18 protein-coding genes and 2 tRNA genes are annotated in these 16,157 nt (G+C 74.5%); 10 read left to right on the forward strand and 10 right to left on the reverse strand.

The annotated features are described in order from the left end of the window. Window positions 1-32: 32 nt before the first annotated feature. From RF640_RS03980 to RF640_RS03990, 3 genes are all read right to left on the reverse strand, one after another. Entirely contained in the window at window positions 33-1,130 is a 1,098-nt protein-coding gene (locus tag RF640_RS03980) for a folate-binding protein YgfZ (RefSeq protein ID WP_109222006.1), read from the reverse strand. Beyond that, window positions 1,127-1,726 (reverse strand): FABP family protein, encoded by a 600-nt coding sequence (locus tag RF640_RS03985; protein WP_017834235.1) that lies wholly within the window; start codon window positions 1,724-1,726, stop codon window positions 1,127-1,129. The genes RF640_RS03980 and RF640_RS03985 overlap by 4 nt, the downstream gene beginning before the upstream one ends. Window positions 1,727-1,842: 116 nt before the next feature. Beyond that, complete coding sequence (locus tag RF640_RS03990) at window positions 1,843-2,448, reverse strand: hypothetical protein (RefSeq protein ID WP_031283389.1); 606 nt, start codon at window positions 2,446-2,448, stop codon at window positions 1,843-1,845. Window positions 2,449-2,690: 242 nt separating this feature from the next. On the opposite strand from RF640_RS03990, the gene RF640_RS03995 reads away from it, so the two are divergent. The 9 genes from RF640_RS03995 (at window position 2,691) to RF640_RS04035 (ending at window position 11,357) form a co-directional block, all read left to right on the forward strand. Then, a complete protein-coding gene (locus RF640_RS03995) occupies window positions 2,691-3,374 on the forward strand; it encodes a response regulator transcription factor (protein ID WP_017834238.1) in 684 nt (227 codons plus the stop codon). Window positions 3,375-3,425: 51 nt separating this feature from the next. Further along, on the forward strand, window positions 3,426-4,358 hold the full coding sequence (mshD, locus tag RF640_RS04000) for a mycothiol synthase (RefSeq protein ID WP_017834239.1): 933 nt from the start codon (window positions 3,426-3,428) through the stop codon (window positions 4,356-4,358). A gap of 61 nt (window positions 4,359-4,419) precedes the next feature. After that, entirely contained in the window at window positions 4,420-6,699 is a 2,280-nt protein-coding gene (locus RF640_RS04005) for an RNA degradosome polyphosphate kinase (RefSeq protein WP_109222005.1), read from the forward strand. Window positions 6,700-6,807: 108 nt separating this feature from the next. Next, window positions 6,808-7,833, forward strand: coding sequence for an NUDIX hydrolase (locus RF640_RS04010; protein ID WP_017834241.1), 1,026 nt, complete (start codon window positions 6,808-6,810; stop codon window positions 7,831-7,833). Window positions 7,834-7,962: 129 nt separating this feature from the next. Beyond that, the gene (locus RF640_RS04015; RefSeq protein ID WP_017834242.1) at window positions 7,963-8,805 is read left to right on the forward strand and encodes a thymidylate synthase; all 843 of its coding nucleotides are present in this window, start codon (window positions 7,963-7,965) and stop codon (window positions 8,803-8,805) included. Further along, entirely contained in the window at window positions 8,802-9,401 is a 600-nt protein-coding gene (locus RF640_RS04020) for a dihydrofolate reductase (protein ID WP_368826683.1), read from the forward strand. Before RF640_RS04015 ends, RF640_RS04020 begins: the two co-directional genes overlap by 4 nt. 26 nt (window positions 9,402-9,427) lie before the next feature. Next, window positions 9,428-9,820 carry a GNAT family N-acetyltransferase gene (locus RF640_RS04025; RefSeq protein WP_017834244.1) on the forward strand — a complete coding sequence of 131 codons (393 nt, stop codon included), beginning with the start codon at window positions 9,428-9,430 and terminating at the stop codon, window positions 9,818-9,820. A 10-nt stretch (window positions 9,821-9,830) separates the two neighbouring features. Further along, window positions 9,831-10,973 (forward strand): aspartate-semialdehyde dehydrogenase, encoded by a 1,143-nt coding sequence (asd, locus tag RF640_RS04030; RefSeq protein WP_031283394.1) that lies wholly within the window; start codon window positions 9,831-9,833, stop codon window positions 10,971-10,973. A gap of 3 nt (window positions 10,974-10,976) precedes the next feature. Next, window positions 10,977-11,357 carry a GntR family transcriptional regulator gene (locus RF640_RS04035; RefSeq protein WP_017834246.1) on the forward strand — a complete coding sequence of 127 codons (381 nt, stop codon included), beginning with the start codon at window positions 10,977-10,979 and terminating at the stop codon, window positions 11,355-11,357. Window positions 11,358-11,452: 95 nt separating this feature from the next. Here the strand turns inward: RF640_RS04035 and RF640_RS04040 are convergent, their stop codons facing one another. Genes RF640_RS04040 through RF640_RS04055 form a run of 4 tightly spaced genes read right to left on the reverse strand, consistent with a single transcriptional unit; the run spans window position 11,453 to window position 13,949 of the window. After that, window positions 11,453-11,848, reverse strand: coding sequence for a TIGR02611 family protein (locus RF640_RS04040; protein WP_035924921.1), 396 nt, complete (start codon window positions 11,846-11,848; stop codon window positions 11,453-11,455). 10 nt (window positions 11,849-11,858) lie between these two features. Further along, window positions 11,859-12,974 carry a UDP-N-acetylmuramate dehydrogenase gene (locus RF640_RS04045; protein ID WP_017834248.1) on the reverse strand — a complete coding sequence of 372 codons (1,116 nt, stop codon included), beginning with the start codon at window positions 12,972-12,974 and terminating at the stop codon, window positions 11,859-11,861. A 43-nt stretch (window positions 12,975-13,017) separates the two neighbouring features. Beyond that, window positions 13,018-13,497 carry a MaoC family dehydratase gene (locus RF640_RS04050; protein WP_031283397.1) on the reverse strand — a complete coding sequence of 160 codons (480 nt, stop codon included), beginning with the start codon at window positions 13,495-13,497 and terminating at the stop codon, window positions 13,018-13,020. A 2-nt stretch (window positions 13,498-13,499) separates the two neighbouring features. Continuing rightward, window positions 13,500-13,949, reverse strand: a complete 450-nt coding sequence (locus RF640_RS04055; protein ID WP_035924924.1) for a MaoC family dehydratase N-terminal domain-containing protein — start codon at window positions 13,947-13,949, stop codon at window positions 13,500-13,502. 110 nt (window positions 13,950-14,059) lie between these two features. Here RF640_RS04055 and RF640_RS04060 point away from each other — a divergent pair, with 110 nt between their 5' ends. Further along, window positions 14,060-15,205: a calcium/sodium antiporter gene (locus tag RF640_RS04060; RefSeq protein WP_017834251.1), complete on the forward strand. Its 1,146-nt coding sequence runs from the start codon at window positions 14,060-14,062 to the stop codon at window positions 15,203-15,205. 116 nt (window positions 15,206-15,321) lie between these two features. Here RF640_RS04060 and RF640_RS04065 read toward each other — a convergent pair. From RF640_RS04065 to RF640_RS04075, 3 genes are all read right to left on the reverse strand, one after another. After that, window positions 15,322-15,395, reverse strand: a tRNA-Met gene (locus RF640_RS04065). A 61-nt stretch (window positions 15,396-15,456) separates the two neighbouring features. Further along, a tRNA-Thr gene (locus RF640_RS04070) sits at window positions 15,457-15,528 on the reverse strand. 182 nt (window positions 15,529-15,710) lie between these two features. Continuing rightward, window positions 15,711-16,151 (reverse strand): hypothetical protein, encoded by a 441-nt coding sequence (locus tag RF640_RS04075; protein ID WP_368826688.1) that lies wholly within the window; start codon window positions 16,149-16,151, stop codon window positions 15,711-15,713. Window positions 16,152-16,157 lie beyond the last annotated feature (6 nt).

A 16,157-nucleotide genomic window follows, 5' to 3' on the forward strand; every position in this document is an offset into this window, starting at 1 on the left:
GTCGGTGACGGGAGTCCCGGGGTCCGGCGAGGTCAGGGGCGGGGCCCGCGGAGGAAGCCCGTCTGCCGGCCGACCACCTGCCCGGCGTCCGGCGGCACGACGACCTGCTGCGCCGCGGCCCACCGCTGCTCGCCGTCGGTGACGACGAGCTCGGCGGCGGGATCGACGGTGCGCTTGAGCACGGCCAGGGCGATGGGACCCTGCTCGTGGTGGAGCTGCACGGAGGTGACGCGCCCCACCGTGCGCTCCCCCGCGACCACCTCGGCCCCGGCGGCGGGCAGCGTGTGCTCCGACCCGTCGAGGTCGAGCAGCACCAGCCGGCGGGGCGGGTGCCCGAGGTTGTGCACCCGTGCGACGGTCTCCTGGCCCTTGTAGCAGCCCTTGGCCAGGTGCACGGCGGTGCGCAGGAGGTCGAGCTCGTGCGGGATCGTCCGTTCGTCCGTCTCGGCGCCCAGGCGGGGGCGCCACGCGGCGATCCGCAGCGCCTCGGCGGCCCACGCGCCGGCGAGGGGGAGGTCGAGGGTCAGGGCGTCGAGCTCGTCGCGGGGCACGAGGTGCTCCCACCAGGTGCGCTCCTCGCCGGGGTGGGGCCCGTCGAGGACGGCGTAGCTCCACCCGCCGGGGGCGACGTGGGGCCAGGGGTCCCGCCACACGACCGTGGCGGGCAGGCCGGGCACGGGGCCCGTGGCGCCGAGCACGGCCCACTGCCCGGTGCGGTCCTCGATCTCGACGCGCAGCGCGAAGCGCATGCGCTCGAGCCACGCCACCAGGGCCGCGGTCTCGTCGGCCTCGGTGATCAGCCAGGTGCTGGTGCCGTCGTCCACCACGTGGGGGGCGTGCTCGATCCGCCCCTGCACGGACAGGAAGAGGGTCTCGGTGCTGCGCCCGGGCTCGAGCCCGGTGAGCACCTGGGAGGAGAGGGTGGTGAGCCAGCTGAGCCGGTCGGGCCCGGTGACGGTCACGACGCCCTTGTGGGAGAGGTCCACCACGGTGCCGGGGGTGCGCACGAGGGAGCGCTGCTCGCGCAGCGGGTCGCCGTAGTGGGCGGCCACCCCGCGGTCCAGGCCCTCGGCCTCGACGGCGCCCGGCCGGTGGAGCAGGGGGGAACGGTGCTCGGTCACGGAACTCAGCCGATCTTCCGCAGCTGCGCGGAGGCGTGGGTGGTCAGGGGCTCGCCGAGCGCGGCCATGTCCCAGGCCCAGAACAGGTCGCCGTGGACCAGGCCGTACATGCGGGTCGAGGAGCTGTACTCCTTGGCCCCGCGGGCGCGGATCACGGCGTCGGTGGCGAGGTCGATCCGCGGGCCCTTGATCTGCCCGGCGTAGAGCTCGGCGACGCCGCCGGGGTGGGTCAGGGTCACGAGGACGTCGAAGCCGCCGTCCGCGTTGCGCATCCGCTCCACGTCCTCGGCGCCCTGGAGCACGGGCACGAGGTCCGGCGGGAGCATCCCGGGGCCCACGTCGCCGTCCTCGAGGGTGCGGTCGAGCTGCCAGAAGCCCTGTTCCACGGTGGCCGGGCGCATCGGCTGCCCCTCGTCGTCGAGGAGTGTGGTCTGCGCCCGGTAGTCGAGGAACGGCAGCCCGTTCTGCTCGAAGGTCACGCGCTGCCGGAACGGCCGCTGCTCGACCTCGCCGTAGCCCATGAAGCCGTCGCCCTCCCAGGTGCCCAGCAGCCAGGCGAAGGGGACGAGCTCGGGCAGCAGATCCGAAGGGATCTCGATCGGCACGGGACTAGTGCTGTCCCTTGAACAGTCCGAGGACCACCTTCAGGGAGATCCCGGCGATGAACAGGCCAGAGATGCCGAGCAGGGCGAGGTAGAAGATTTCGAGTGCAAGCATGGCCCTAAACTACCACGGTGCTCACCAGCCGGGCAGTGAACACGGCCCCCACCCCGAGGAACGCCACGGGGGTCACGCCGAGGGCCACGACGCCCCGCTTGGGCGAGCTCTTCGGGGCCGCCGCGATGACGCGCCCGCCCACGAGGGCCACCAGCGCGGCCAGGACGGCGCCGACCACCACGAGCAGGGCGGGGTCCGGGCCCGTGGCCCGGTAGTCGCCGGCCAGGGCGATCCAGCCGGAGGAGCTGACCGCCGCCAGCACGCCCGCCGTGGAGGCGATCGCGGACTCGAGCCGGTGCTCGGCGCCCTCGCCGCGCACCAGCTCCGCCGCGAACACCGTCATGAGGGCCACGCCGACGACGGCGGGCAGCCACACGAGCTGCTGGCCGGGCAGGAACTGCACGAGCAGGGCCGCGGCGACGCCGGCGGCGGTCATGATCACGTTGTGGCGGTGCCTCGCCGCGATGCCGGTGGCCGCCGGCCAGCCGAAGCCGATGACCACGGACATGCCCAGCGCCAGCACCAGCGGCGCGGGCCCGGCGACCGCGACCGCCACGAGGGCCGCCACCAGCACGGCCACGCTGCACGCGGCGATCATGGCGTATCTCATGGTGATCGGGTTCCTGCACTGTCGGGGGTCGGGACCTGCGCCCGGGCGGACACGAGCAACGATAGCGGCTCGCCGCGGAGCGCGGGCGGAGCGCCGGGACCGGGTGCAGGACCGGGAACCGGGCGCGGGGTGCGGGCGGGCACGGGCCGCGGGACGCTCCGGACCGGCGGGGTCGCGGAGCCGGTCGCCCGCCCGGACCTATACTGACAGCTCAGTCCGTACGCCAGAGTGGAGAAGCACGAGTGTTCCAGATCCTGATGCTGACCGACGCGGACGGACCTTCGGCATCGGTGCTCCCGGCCCTCGACCTGCTCAACCACAAGGTCTCGGTCGCCCCGACGCGGACCGTGTCCGGCAGCCTCGACGGCCGGTCCCCGGACGTGGTCCTGCTGGACGGGCGCACCGACCTGATCACCGCCCGCAACCTCGCGCAGCTGCTCACGGCCAAGGGTCTGGCCGCGCCGCTGCTGATGGTTCTCACCGAGGGCGGGATGGCGGCCGTGGCCGCGAACTGGATGGTCGACGACGTCGTGCTCGACACCGCCGGCCCCGCGGAGGTCGAGGCGCGGCTGCGCCTGGCCTCCTCCCGCACGGCCGAGGTCCCCGAGGACGACACCCGCATCCGCGCGGGCTCCGTGGTCATCGACGACGCCGCCTACTCCGCGCACGTCAACGGCCAGCCCCTGAACCTCACCTACAAGGAGTTCGAGCTGCTGAAGTACCTGGCCCAGCACTCGGGGCGGGTCTTCACCCGCGCCCAGCTGCTCAGCGAGGTCTGGGGCTACGACTACTACGGCGGCACCCGCACCGTGGACGTGCACGTGCGGCGCCTGCGCGCCAAGCTGGGTGCGGACCACGAGCACCTGATCACCACGGTGCGTAACGTGGGCTACAGCTTCGCCACGACGCGGGCCCGGGAGGGCTGAGCACCTCCCGACCCGGTCCGTGCGCCCCATCCCGTTCCGCAGGAGGTCCCCATGTCCCGTTCCGTGCCGTACGACCTCGACCGCCCGGACGTCCCGCCGGCCGAGGAGATCGTGGCGCTCGCGTCCCGCGCCGCGGCCGCGGACGGCGACCCGCCGTTCTCCGACCAGACCCTGGTGGACCTGCGCTCGGCGCGCGACGGCCGGGTCCGCACCGTCCTGGCGCGCTCGCGCGAGGGGGAGCTCCTCGGCGCCGCCGTGCGCGTGCCCGAGCCCGACGGCGCCCACCTCGTGGAGCTCGTGGTCGGCCCCTCCCACCGCGGCGCCGGGATCGGCGCGGCGCTGGCCGGCGCCGTGGCCGCCGGGACCACCGGCACGGTGCGCGCCTGGGCGCACGGCGGGCACCCCGCCGCCGCCGCGCTCGCCGCCCGGCACGGCCTGGCCCCCGTGCGGGACCTGCATCGGCTGCTGCGCCCCCTGCGCGGCGCGGCGGACCTGCCCCTCCCGGAGGCGATGCCCGAGGGCTTCCGCCTGCGGGCGTTCGAGCCCGGCCGCGACGAGCAGGAGTGGCTGCGGGTCAACGCGGCCGCCTTCGCCGAGCACCCGGAGCAGGGCAGGATGACCCTCGACGACCTCCGGCAGCGGGAGGCCGAGCCGTGGTTCGACGCCGCCGGCTTCCTGCTCGCCGTCCGGGAGGACGAGCCCGGGACCGTGGCCGGCTTCCACTGGACCAAGGTCCACGCCGCCGACGCCGAGCGCGGTCCCCTCGGCGAGGTGTACGCCGTGGGCGTGGCCCCCGGGCACCAGGGCACGGGGCTGGGCCGGGCGCTGACCGCCGCCGGCGTCAACCACCTCGCCCGGCAGGGGCTCGACGAGGTCATGCTCTACGTGGACGGGGACAACGCCGCCGCGATGCGGCTGTACGAGGCGCTGGGGTTCCGGCCCTGGCACCTCGACGTGATGTACGCCGGCACCCTCCCCGGCTGACCCGCCACCCGATCCTCCCGCGCCCGGACCGCCGGGGCGGGCACGACGAGACAGGACCGTGATGACCACCCACCAGCAGGACAGCCCGCAGTCCGCGCCGGCCCCGAGCGCCCCCGGGGCCCCGGCCGCCGGGTCCGGCACCGCACCCCCCGGGGGCCCCGACGAGCTCCCCGACTCCGCCCGGAGCCACGGGGACCGGGACCGGATCGACGACCCCGTGCCCGCGGCCCGGCAGGTGCTGGAGGGCCGGCACGGGCCCGAGCGCTTCCTGGACCGCGAGGCCAGCTGGGTGGCGTTCAACTCCCGGGTCCTGGAGCTCGCGGAGGACCCGGACCTCTTCCTCCTGGAGCGGGTGCACTTCCTGTCCATCGTGGCCTCCAACCTGGACGAGTTCTTCATGGTCCGGGTGGCCGGGCTCAAGCGGCGCATCGCCACGGGCATCGCCCGGCCGGCCGCCTCCGGGCACTCCCCCGCGGAGCAGATGGCCACCATCGCCGCGCGCGCCCACGAGCTGCAGGAGCGGCACGCGCGGGCCTTCCACGACCTGGTGCGGCCCGAGCTGACCCGGCAGAACATCCACCTGGTCGGCTGGGAGGACCTGGACGCCGCCACCCGGGAGCGGCTCACCGGGGACTTCCACCGGCAGGTGTTCCCCATCCTCACGCCGCTGGCCGTGGACCCGGCCCACCCGTTCCCCTACATCTCCGGGCTGAGCCTCAACCTGGCCGTGATGGTCCGCAACCCGCAGTCGGGCAAGCGGCTGTTCGCCCGCGTGAAGGTCCCGGACCAGCTGCCCCGGCTGCTGTCGGTGGACGGGTCCCGGGCCTCGCGCCTGCCGAACGGCCAGGCCCGGTTCATCCCGCTCGAGGACGTCATCGCCCAGCACCTGGACGACCTGTTCCCCGGGATGGAGGTCGAGGAGCACCAGGTGTTCCGCGTGACCCGCAACGAGGACCTGGAGGTCGAGGAGGACGACGCCGAGAACCTCCTGCAGGCCCTGGAGAAGGAGCTGCTGCGCCGCCGCTTCGGTCCCGCGGTGCGCCTGGAGGTCACGGACAGCATCAGCACGGAGGTGCTCGAGCTGCTCGTCTCCGAGCTGGGCATCGACGAGTCCGAGATCTACCGGCTGCCCGCCCCGCTGGACCTGCGCGGGCTGGGGGTCATCGCCGGCATCGACCGCCCGGAGCTGCACTACGCCCGCCACGTGGCCCACACCTCCCGCTACCTCAACGCCGCGGAGACCGCCAAGGCGGCGGACGTCTTCGCCGCGACCCGGGCCCGGGACGTGCTGCTGCACCACCCCTACGACTCGTTCGCCACGAGCGTCCAGGCCTTCCTGGAGCAGGCCGCCGCGGACCCGAAGGTCCAGGCCATCAAGCAGACCCTGTACCGGACCTCGGGCGACTCCCCCATCGTGGACGCGCTCATCGACGCCGCCGAGGCCGGCAAGCAGGTGCTGGCGCTGGTGGAGATCAAGGCCCGCTTCGACGAGCAGGCCAACATCTCCTGGGCCCGCAAGCTCGAGCAGGCCGGGGTGCACGTGGTCTACGGCATCGTGGGGCTGAAGACCCACTGCAAGCTCTCCCTCGTGGTCCGCCAGGAGGAGCACGGGCTGCGCCGGTACGTGCACATCGGCACCGGCAACTACCATCCCTCCACCGCGCGCTTCTACGAGGACCTGGGGCTGCTCACGTGCGACCCGGAGGTCGGGGAGGACGTCTCCCGGCTCTTCAACCAGCTTTCCGGCTACGCGCCCAAGACCACCTTCCAGCGCCTGCTCGTGGCGCCCCGCTCCGTGCGCTCCGGGCTCGTCGACCTCGTGGAGGCCGAGATCCGCCACCACCGGGCCGGCCGCCCGGCCCGGATCCAGGTCAAGTGCAACTCGATCGTGGACGAGGCCGTGATCGACGCCCTCTACCGGGCCTCGCAGGCCGGGGTGCCCGTGGACGTGGTGGTCCGCGGGATCTGCGCCCTGCGCCCCGGGGTGCCGGGGCTGAGCGAGAACATCCGGGTCCGTTCGGTGCTGGGCCGGTTCCTGGAGCACTCCCGGGTCTTCGCGTTCTGCAACGCCGGCGAGCCCCTCGTCTACATCGGCTCGGCGGACATGATGCACCGCAACCTCGACCGCCGGGTGGAGACCCTGGTGCGGATCACGGACCCCCAGCAGGCGGCCGCGCTCGTGCGGCTGCTGGCCCGCTACGTCTCGGACGCCACGGCCAGCTGGCACCTGGACGCCGAGGGCGTGTGGACCCGCCACCACCGGGACGCCGAGGGGAACCCGCTCGTGGACGTCCAGGAGCACCTGCTGCGCAGCCGGGCCCTCGGCCGGCCGACGATCTAGTCGGCGGTGGAACGGGTCAGCGGTAGCATCGTGGGGGTGCCGCCCGACGGTCCGGACCGCGGGCCCCGGCACGCCCGTGCACCACGGACAGGGGACGAAAGAGGGGCCATGCCCAGGACCGCAGAGAAGACCACCGAGCAGCGCCCGGCCGAGAGCCCCGGCCGGGCGGGCGGCAGGACCGGCACGAGCGGCGCGGCCGGGAGCGGGCGGCCCGCCGACGTGCTCGCGGCCGGGTGCCTGTGCTGGCGCCGGACGGGCGGCGGGCTCGAGGTGCTGGTCATCCATCGGCCGCGCTACGACGACTGGTCCTTCCCCAAGGGCAAGCAGGACGACGGCGAGACGCTGCCCGAGACCGCCCACCGGGAGGTCAGCGAGGAGATCGGCCTGCTGCCGCGCCTGGGCGTGCCCCTGCCCACGATCCGCTACGACGTCAAGGACGGGTGCAAGGACGTGCACTACTGGGCCGCGGAGTTCGGCCCCGGCGCACGGCCCGAGCCCGATGGCAAGGAGGTGGACGCCGTCCGCTGGGTCTCGCCCGAGGACGCGCACCGGATGCTGACCAACCCCTCCGACCGGGAGCCGCTGGCGGCCCTGGTGGACCTGCACGAGCGCGGGGACCTCGCCACGCGCCCGGCGATCGTGGTGCGCCACGCCAAGGCGAAGCCGCGCTCGGCCTGGTCCCGGGCCGAGGGCGACCGGCCGCTGGCCGCGACCGGCAAGCGCCAGGCCCTCGCCGTGACCCGGCTGCTCCGGGCGTGGTCCCCCGAGCGGGTCCTCACGTCCCCCTGGCTGCGCTGCCTGTCCACCGTGGTGCCGTACGCGCGCAAGGCCGGGGTCTCCGTGCGGGAGCGCCCGCAGCTCACGGAGGCCTCGCACAAGCGCCACCCCAAGAAGGCGGCCGCCGTGGCCCAGACCATGTTCGACAAGGACACGCCGGTGGCGCTGTGCACGCACCGCCCGGTGCTGCCCACGGTCCTCAAGGTCATCGCCCGGCACGCGAGCCCAGAGCTCGCCGCGCAGCTGCCGGCCAAGGACCCGTACCTCTCCCCCGGCGAGATGATCGTGCTGCAGGTCTCCCGCCGGCACCGCCGGCGGGTGGTCTCCGTGGAGCTCGTGAAGCCCTTCGACGACTGACCCCCGGCCCGGCGCCGCAGGACCCGCGGCGCACCGTCCCGCAACCGCCGGGACCGCAGCGCACCACCCGCCACGAGCCACCCGCCACGGACCGCCCGGCCCGCCCCGACTTCCCCCGAGGAGACCCGCATGACCGCCCCCGACCCCGTGCCCGCCCCGGTGCCGACGCCCTACGAGGACCTCCTGCGCGAGGTCCTGGAGCAGGGGGTGCACAAGTCCGACCGCACGGGCACCGGGACGCGCAGCGTCTTCGGGCGCCAGATCCGCTTCGACCTGGCGGAGTCCTTCCCGCTGCTGACCACCAAGCGGGTGCACTTCCGGTCGGTGGCCCTCGAGCTGCTGTGGTTCCTGCGCGGGGACTCGAACGTGCGGTGGCTGCAGGAGCGCGGTGTGACCATCTGGGACGAGTGGGCGGACCGGGACGGGGAGCTCGGACCCGTCTACGGCGTGCAGTGGAGGTCCTGGCCCACCCCCGGCGGCGGGTCGATCGACCAGATCGCCAAGGTCGTGGAGCAGATCCGCACGAACCCCGACTCCCGGCGCCACGTGGTGACCGCGTGGAACCCCGCCGAGGTGGACGAGATGGCCCTGCCGCCGTGCCACGCCCTGTTCCAGTTCTACGTCGAGCCCAGGAAGGACGGGCCGGGGCGGCTGTCCTGCCAGCTCTACCAGCGCTCCGCGGACATGTTCCTGGGCGTGCCCTTCAACATCGCCTCCTACGCGCTGCTCACCGTCATGATCGCCCAGCAGACCGGCCTGGAGCCCGGGGAGTTCGTCTGGACCGGCGGGGACTGCCACGTCTACGACAACCACGTGGCGCAGGTCCGCGAGCAGCTCTCCCGGGACCCCTACCCCTATCCGCAGCTGCGGCTCGCCCGGCGGCCCGCCACCGTCTTCGACTACGAGCTCGAGGACTTCGAGGTCCTCGACTACCGCCACCACCCCGCGATCAAGGCCCCGGTGGCCGTATGACCGCCGGGACGACCGGGGCGATCGGGGCGATCTGGGCGCAGACCGCCGACGGCGTCATCGGCCGCGCCGGGGCGATGCCCTGGTCGCTGCCGGAGGACATGGCGTTCTTCCGGCGCACGACGACCGGCCACCCCGTGATCATGGGCCGGCGCACGTGGGAGTCCTTCCCGGAGCGCTTCCGGCCCCTGCCCGGACGGACCAACATCGTCATCACCTCCTCCCCCGGCCGGGTGGCCCGGGGCGAGGATCCCGGCGCGGTGCTGACGGCACCCTCGTACGCCGAGGCCGTGCGCCTGGCCCGGACGAGCCCCGGCGCGGAGCGCATCTGGGTGATCGGCGGCGGCGAGGTCTACCGGCAGGCCCTGGCCGACGCCGAGCACCCCGTGACGGAGGCGCTCGTGACCGTCATCGACCTCGACGCGGACGGGGACACACACGCCCCGGTGCTCGACGACGGGTGGGCCACGGAGCCGGTCCTCGGCCAGTCGGTGTCCCGCACGGGCCTGGGCTACCGGATCGAGCGGCGCACGCGCGGCCGGCGGGGACCGGGCGGAGGGACGCCCGGTTCCGGTAGCCCGGCGGCTCCGGTAGCGTGAGCTGCACCACGACCAGGAGGAACACCGTGACCGACCGGCACCCCGACCCCGCGATCCGGGACGACGAGCAGCTGCGCGTCGTGAAGAACACGGACCTCGACCGCTATGAGCTGTGGCGGGGGGAGCAGTTCATCGGCTTCGAGGGCTTCCAGGACCACGAGGACGGCACGGTCGAGCTCCAGCACACCATCATCGGCGAGCAGTTCGGCCGGCAGGGCTACGCGCGCACCCTCGTCACGCTCCTGCTGGACGGCTTCCGGGAGCAGGGCGTCGCGGTGCGCCCCACGTGCACCTACGTCCAGGACTACCTCCACCGCTTCCCGCAGTACGGGGACCTGGTGGTGCCCGGCCTCGAGCTCCCGCCGGCGCAGAAGGTGAAGGAGAAGCGCCGGCGCTGGGCCCTGCACCGCGCCCACTAGACTGGGGGCCATGACTTTTAGCTCGGGTGATTCGGTAGGGTTCGTCGGCTGGCGGGGCATGGTGGGTTCCGTGCTCATGCAGCGCATGCAGGAGGAGGGGGACTTCGGGGGCATCACCCCGGTGTTCTTCTCCACCTCCAGCGCCGGCCGGCCCGCCCCGTCCTTCGCCGGGGACGCCGGCACGCTGCAGGACGCCTACGACCTCGAGACCCTGGCGAAGCTCCCGATCGTCGTCACCGCCCAGGGCGGGGACTACACCAAGGACGTGCACGGGAGGTTGCGCGCCGCCGGCTGGGACGGTCTGTGGATCGACGCGGCGTCGACCCTGCGGATGAACGACGACGCGATCATCGTCCTGGACCCCGTCAACCGGGACGTCATCGACCGCGGTCTCGCGAGCGGCGTCAAGGACTTCGTGGGCGGCAACTGCACGGTCTCCTGCCTGCTCGTGGGTCTCGGCGGGCTGTTCCGCAACGACCTCGTGGAGTGGGCCACGTCGATGACCTACCAGGCCGCCTCCGGCGGCGGGGCCCGGCACATGCGCGAGGTGCTGGCGCAGTTCGGCGCCCTCCACGGCGTCGTCGCGGACGAGCTGGCCGATCCCGCCTCGGCGATCCTGGACATCGACCGCAAGGTGCTCGCCGCCCAGCGCGGCGACGCCCTCGACACCTCGATGTTCGGCGCGCCCCTGTCCGGCTCCCTCATCCCCTGGATCGACGCCGACCTCGGCAACGGACAGTCCCGCGAGGAGTGGAAGTCCGCGGCCGAGACCAACAAGATCCTCGGCCGCACGGACCGGTACGCCCAGGACTGGGTGCCCATGGACGGGCTGTGCGTGCGGATCGCCACGATGCGCTCGCACTCCCAGGCCCTCACGATCAAGCTGCGGGAGGACCTGCCCGTGGACGAGATCGAGCGGATCGTCGACGCCGACAACGAGTGGGCCACCGTGGTGCCCAACACCAAGGAGGACTCGATGCGGGACCTCACCCCCGTGGCGACCTCCGGCACCCTGGACATCCCCGTGGGCCGGATCCGCAAGCTCGCCATGGGGCCGGGCTACATCAGCGCCTTCACGATCGGCGACCAGCTGCTGTGGGGCGCGGCCGAGCCGCTGCGCCGCATGCTGCGCATCGCCACCGGCACCCTGTAGCCGGTGGAGGAGATCTCGATCCCGCCGGGGCTGTCGCTCGACGCGGGCGACGACCGCCCGCCCTCCGAGCAGCTCAGGCACCGCGTCCAGCAGGGCCGCGCGGACGGCACCCTGCCGGCGGGCACCCGGCTCCCACCGGTGCGCCGGCTCGCCGAGGCGCTCGGCCTCGCGGCCGGGACCGTGGCCAAGGCCTACCGCGAGCTCGAGGCCGCCGGCGTGATCGAGACCCGGGGCCGCCGGGGTAGCTTCGTGCGCGCCGCCGACCGGACCGAGGACCTGGCGGTGCAGGCCGCCCGGCGCTTCGCCGACGAGATCGCGGACCTCGGGATCCCGGCCGAGCACGCGCTGGAGCTGGTGGCCGCGCAGCTCGGCCGCTCCCGCTGACCGGGAGGGCCCGTCCGGAGGCGTCATCGCGCGCACCGGCGCGGGCCCGTGCGACCGCGGCCGCGGGGGGCTCCCCGGCAGGAGGCCGTCCCGGCTCAGGCTCCCGGGGACCGCAGGTGCCGGGGGCCCGGCACGAGGTTGCCCGTCCCGGCGAGGGCCCGGCGGTGCCGCCCCTCGGCGGTGCGCGCCAGCCACCACCGCCAGCCGCGCATCACCTGGCCCTTCGCCCACTGGTTGAGCCGGTGCGCCCAGTGGAACTCGGTGCCCCAGATGCCGAGCCCCAGGAAGATGGCGAGCCACCCCGGGCCGGGCGTCACGAGCATGATCAGGCCCGCCAGCACGAAGACGCCCCCGAGGACCGTCACGAGCGTCCGGTAGGCCACGAACAGCAGGGGGTGGCCGCGGGACCAGCGGCGCAGCCGGCCGAGGGCTTGCCGCACACGGCTGTCGGAGCTCTCCCCCTGGGCGATCTCCTCCTCGAGGCTGCTCACGGCCGCCGCCTCAGACCGCCGTGCCCACGATGACGGGCTCGGCGACGAGGTCCACCCCGTAGACGGACGCGACGCCGTCGCGCACCGTCCGGGCCAGCGCCATGAGGTCCTGGGCGGAGGCGCCGCCGCGGTTGGTGAGGGCGAGCGTGTGCTTGGTGGACAGCGAGGCGCGGCCCCCGGCGACGGCGGCGCCGTCGAGGTCCAGGAGCTCGTTGCGGGTCCCGGGCAGGCCGAAGCCCTTGCCGAAGCCGGCGTGGTCGATGAGCCACGCGGCGGAGAGCTTGACCCGGTCCTCGAGCGGGCGCCCCGCGGCGTCCACCACGGGGAAGCGGGGGGCGTCGGCGGGCAGCCGCTCCCCCAGGGCGTCGGCCGGGAGGATGGGGTTCGTGAAGAAGGACCCGGTGCTGTAGGTGTCGCGGTCCTCCGGGTCGAGGACCATGCCCTTGCCCGCGCGCAGGGCCAGGACCGTCTCCCGCACCCGCTCCAGCGGGGCGCGCTCCCCCACCTGGACGCCGAGCCGGCGGGCGAGCTCGCCGTAGCGCACCGGGGCGCTCTCAGTACCGCGCTCGAGCCGGAACCGCACGGCGAGCACCACGTGGCGCGGGGAGCCGGCCACCGTGCTGCGCTTGAGGGCCGAGTCCCGGTAGGAGAACGCCAGGTCGGCCGGGGCGAAGTCCCGCACGCGCCGCTCCCGGCGGTCCCAGACCCGCACCAGCTCGACGGTCTGGGCCACCTCCTGGCCGTAGGCCCCCACGTTCTGCACCGGGGTGGCACCCGTGGTGCCGGGGATCCCGGCCAGGGCCTCGATGCCGACCAGCCCCTCGGCCACGGCCTGCGCCACGAGCTCGTCCCACGGGTGGCCGGCCTGGACCTCGAGGAGGGCGCCGGCGGGATCCTCGGCGAGGACCTCGACGCCGCGCGAGAGCACGTGCACCACGGTGCCCGCGAACCCGGCGTCGGCCGCGATGAGGTTGGAGCCGCCGCCCACCACGAGCACGTCCCGCCCGGCGGCGTCGGCCGCCGCCACGGCGTCGACGACCGCCTGCTCGGACTCCGCCCGCACGTAGTCGCGGGCGGGCCCGCCCACGGCGGCGGTCGTGAGGTCTGCGATGCGAGGGGACGTCATGGCGACCACCCTATCGGGCGGCCCGCGGTGCCCCGGCCCGGACTCACGCCAGCCGCACCACGGCCTGGGCCTTGACCAGCACCTTCAGCGCCGCGGCGGTCGCCGGGTCGGCTCCCTCCGCGGAGAGGTCGGGGGCGGTCACGGTGAGGTCGACGCGCACGGTGCGGGCGGCGTCGTCGAGGGCGCCGATCTTCCCGGACACCGTGAGGGCCGTGGAGGCCTCGACCGCGGTCCCGAACCGGTTGGGGACGACCACCGGCTTGGTGAAGCGCGTCTGGTAGTCGACCACGGCGCCGGGGTCACCGGCCCAGTCGGTCACGAGCTGCACGGCCGCGCCCATCGTGAGCATCCCGTGGGCGATGACGTCGGGCAGGTCCACGGAGCGGGCGAACTCCTCGTTCCAGTGGATGGGGTTGAGGTCCCCGGAGGCCCCCGCGTACCGGACCAGGTCCGCGCGGGAGAGCTCGATCCGGCGCTGCCCGATCTCCTGGCCCTTCTCGAGGCTGTCGAAGGCGATGCTCACGGTCACTGGTCCTCTCCGCGCACGAGCAGGGACGAGACGGTGGTGGCGACGTGCTCGCCGTCCGCGGCGCGGATCTCGGCGCGGGACGTCACCATCGCCCCGGAGCCCATGGCCCGGACCTGGTCGACGTGCAGCTCGGCCACGAGCTCGTCCCCGGCGACGATCGGGCGGTGGTGGGTGAAGCGCTGGTCGGCGTGGACCACGCGGGAGAAGTCGATGCCGGCCTCGGGGTCGGCGATCAGGGCGGCGTCGGCGCGCTGGGCCACCACGATGGCGAAGGTGGGGGGCGCCACGAGGTCGGGGTGGCCGAGGGACCGGGCCGCCTCGACGTCGTGGTGGGCGGGGTGGGCGGCCTGGACGGCGCGGGCGAAGTCGCGGATCGCCTCCCGTCCGACGCTGTAGGGCTCGGCCGGCGGGTAGGTCCGCCCGACGAGATCGGGGTTCACGGGCATGGCAGCTCCTCGCTGGACGGGCCGCGCGCGGGCGGCGGGACCCGTCCAGTCTACGGCGGCGCGCCCCGCCCCGCCGGGCGCCGCCGTCCGGGGCACGTATACTCCTGCCCATGGATCTCCTGGACGTCGGCCGGATCGTCGCAGGGCTGGCGCTGCTGGTTCTCGGCGGAGAACTCCTGGTGCGGGGGGCGTCCGCGCTCGCCCGGCGGGTGGGGATCTCCTCCCTCGTGGTCGGGCTCACCGTGGTCTCGGCCGCCACGTCGGCGCCGGAGCTCGCCGTCACCGTCGGCGCCGTGCTGCGCGACGAGCCGGGCCTGGCCGTCGGGAACGTGGTCGGCAGCAACATCGTCAACGTCCTGCTCATCCTCGGGCTCTCCGCCCTCGTCGTTCCCCTGGCGGTGAAGCAGCGGCTGGTGCGCTTCGACCTCCCCTGGATGGTCGTGCTGTCGATCGGGCTGCTGCTCGTGTCCCTCGACGGGCGGATCGGCGCGGTGGACGGAGTGGTCCTTCTCGCCGCCGTGGTGCTGCACACGGTGCTGACCGTCGTGATCGGCCGGCGCGGTGCCCCCGTCCCCGCGGCGGCGCCGTCCGGGGACCGCGGAGCCGGCGGCGGCACCGGCGGTGCCGAGGACGTCAGGACCGAGGAGGAGCCGCCCCCGGCCTCGGTCCCCCGGTCCGTGCTGCTCGTGGTGCTGGGGATCGCCCTGCTGGTCGCCGGCGCGACCCTGCTCGTCGAGGGGGCGGTGAGTATCGCCACGTCGCTGGGGGTCAGCAGCCTGGTGGTCGGGCTGACCGTGGTGGCCGTCGGGACATCGCTGCCCGAGCTGGCGACCTCCGTCATCGCGGTGCGCCGCGGTGAGCGCGACCTGGCCGTGGGCAACGTGGTGGGCAGCAACATCTTCAACATCGGGGTGGTGCTCGGCCTGCCGGCGCTGATCTCCCCCGGGGGCATCCCGGTGTCCGGTGCCGCGGTGGCCCTCGACATCCCGGTGATGCTGGCCGCCGCGGTCGCCCTGCTCCCCATCGCGTTCACCGGGTTCGCGGTGGCCCGCTGGGAGGGCGCCCTGTTCGTGGCCCTGTACGCCGCCTACACCGGCTACGTGGTGCTCGCGGCCACCGAGCACGACGCCCTGGAGGGGTTCTCGTGGACCATGGCGTGGTTCGTCCTGCCGCTGGTCGCGCTGACGCTCGCCGTCTTCACCGCCTACGAGATCGGCCTGCACCGTGGCCGCCGGGATCCGCTGCGCTCGCCGTGACCGGTCCGCCCGGACCTGCGTCGGGTCCTGGACGGGGTGCCGGATCGAGGGGCCGGTGCCGGGCCGGCCCGGGGACGACAAAAGCCCGTGACCGGAGGGTCACGGGCTTTTCGCCGTAGCGGTGGACGGGCTCGATCCGTCGACCTCACGATTATGAGTCGTGCGCTCTAACCAGCTGAGCTACACCGCCAGAGGGATGGGACACCGCGGCTGACGGCCTTGACGGCCGGGCCACGGGATCTCATCACGAGAGCCCCGACCGGGAATCGATCCCGGGACCTCCATCTTACCAAGATGGCGCTCTACCACTGAGCTATCGGGGCAACGACGAAGACTCTACCAGCACGTTTCGGGAGAACCAAAATCGCCGGCCACCCCTCTCCAGCACCTCCGGAGCCGTCCTGCCGGCCCTGGATCGGACAGGGTTCTCCGGCCCGTCGGCGCCGTCCCGCCCGCCCGGGCCGGGGCGCCCCGACACGGCCGGCAGGCGCCCCGGACCCGGCGCTCAGTCGTCCACGTCGTCGTCCCGGTCGTCGTCCCGGTCGTCGTCCCAGTCGTCGTCGAGCGGGGCGGGCTGCACGGGCAGCGGGACTTGGGCCGGGGGTGCGGGGACGGCCGGCGGGGCAGGATCGGGGGCGGCCGGCAGGGCGGGCGGGGCCGGCGGCGGCTCGACCGGAGGGAGCGGCACCGCGGAGCCCCCCGCGTCCCCGCGGTCCTGTCCCGGGGCGTCTCCCCCGTCCTGCGCGGGGCCGGTGGGGGACGGCGACGACGACGGGTCCCCGGCCGGCGGCGCCGTGCCGGCCGACGGTCCCGGACCGGGGCTGCCGCTCACGGAGACGCCGCCGCGCACGACCTCCACGCGGTCCGTGCCGCTCGCCGCGTTCCACAGCAGGAGCGCCAGGCCCGCGACGACCAGGAGGGAGACTGCCGACCAGAGGATCCTCATGCCCAC

Origin of the sequence: Kocuria sp. CPCC 205231 (assembly GCF_040980965.1) — a bacterium.
GTDB lineage: Bacteria > Actinomycetota > Actinomycetes > Actinomycetales > Micrococcaceae > Kocuria > Kocuria rosea.

Coding starts and splice junctions, on each gene's coding strand:
- asd (WP_031283394.1), top strand. CDS start 9,831: ATGACTTTTAGCTCGGGTGATTCGGTAGGGTTCGTCGGCTGGCGGGGC.
- mshD (WP_017834239.1), top strand. CDS start 3,426: ATGTCCCGTTCCGTGCCGTACGACCTCGACCGCCCGGACGTCCCGCCG.
- RF640_RS04020 (WP_368826683.1), top strand. CDS start 8,802: ATGACCGCCGGGACGACCGGGGCGATCGGGGCGATCTGGGCGCAGACC.
- RF640_RS04055 (WP_035924924.1), bottom strand. CDS start 13,949: ATGCCCGTGAACCCCGATCTCGTCGGGCGGACCTACCCGCCGGCCGAG.
- RF640_RS04060 (WP_017834251.1), top strand. CDS start 14,060: ATGGATCTCCTGGACGTCGGCCGGATCGTCGCAGGGCTGGCGCTGCTG.
- RF640_RS04075 (WP_368826688.1), bottom strand. CDS start 16,151: ATGAGGATCCTCTGGTCGGCAGTCTCCCTCCTGGTCGTCGCGGGCCTG.
- RF640_RS04010 (WP_017834241.1), top strand. CDS start 6,808: ATGCCCAGGACCGCAGAGAAGACCACCGAGCAGCGCCCGGCCGAGAGC.
- RF640_RS04045 (WP_017834248.1), bottom strand. CDS start 12,974: ATGACGTCCCCTCGCATCGCAGACCTCACGACCGCCGCCGTGGGCGGG.
- RF640_RS04005 (WP_109222005.1), top strand. CDS start 4,420: ATGACCACCCACCAGCAGGACAGCCCGCAGTCCGCGCCGGCCCCGAGC.
- RF640_RS03990 (WP_031283389.1), bottom strand. CDS start 2,448: ATGAGATACGCCATGATCGCCGCGTGCAGCGTGGCCGTGCTGGTGGCG.
- RF640_RS04015 (WP_017834242.1), top strand. CDS start 7,963: ATGACCGCCCCCGACCCCGTGCCCGCCCCGGTGCCGACGCCCTACGAG.